At 41.2% G+C, this 549-nt stretch carries 1 tRNA gene and 2 rRNA genes; all 3 read left to right on the forward strand.

Going from position 1 to position 549, the window contains the following annotated elements:
* Nucleotides 1-157: ribosomal RNA gene (locus tag QP439_RS08975) — 23S ribosomal RNA — on the forward strand; the annotation flags it as partial.
* 75 nt (nt 158-232) lie between these two features.
* Nucleotides 233-348: ribosomal RNA gene (rrf, locus tag QP439_RS08980) — 5S ribosomal RNA — on the forward strand.
* 5 nt (nt 349-353) lie between these two features.
* Nucleotides 354-427, forward strand: a tRNA-Asn gene (locus tag QP439_RS08985).
* Nucleotides 428-549: the final 122 nt, after the last annotated feature.

Below are 549 nucleotides of genomic sequence, written 5' to 3' on the forward strand. Positions count from 1 at the left end.
GCTGAAAGCATCTAAGTGTGAAACCCACCTCAAGATGAGATTTCCCATGATTTTATATCAGTAAGAGCCCTGAGAGAAGATCAGGTAGATAGGTTAGAAGTGGAAGTGTGGCGACACATGTAGCGGACTAATACTAATAGCTCGAGGACTTATCCAAAGTAACTGAGAATATGAAAGCGAAGGTTTTCTTGATTTGAATAGATATTCAATTTTGAGTAAGTATTACTCAGAGTTAAGTGACGATAGCCTAGGAGATACACCTGTACCCATGCCGAACACAGAAGTTAAGCCCTAGAACGCCGGAAGTAGTTGGGGGTTGCCCCCTGTGAGATATGGAAGTCGCTTAGCTTTAATCCGCCATAGCTCAGTTGGTAGTAGCGCATGACTGTTAATCATGATGTCGTAGGTTCGAGTCCTACTGGCGGAGTAGTTAAGAAAAAAGAGGTTTAGGCCTCTTTTTTTGTAATTAATAATGGCTCTTTGTCAACTGTAGTGGGTTGAATAAAAGCTAAAACCGAGAAAGGACAAATTTCGTCCTTTCTTTTTTGA

Source organism: Streptococcus sp. UMB1203, assembly GCF_030217725.1.
Taxonomy (GTDB): Bacteria; Bacillota; Bacilli; order Lactobacillales; family Streptococcaceae; genus Streptococcus.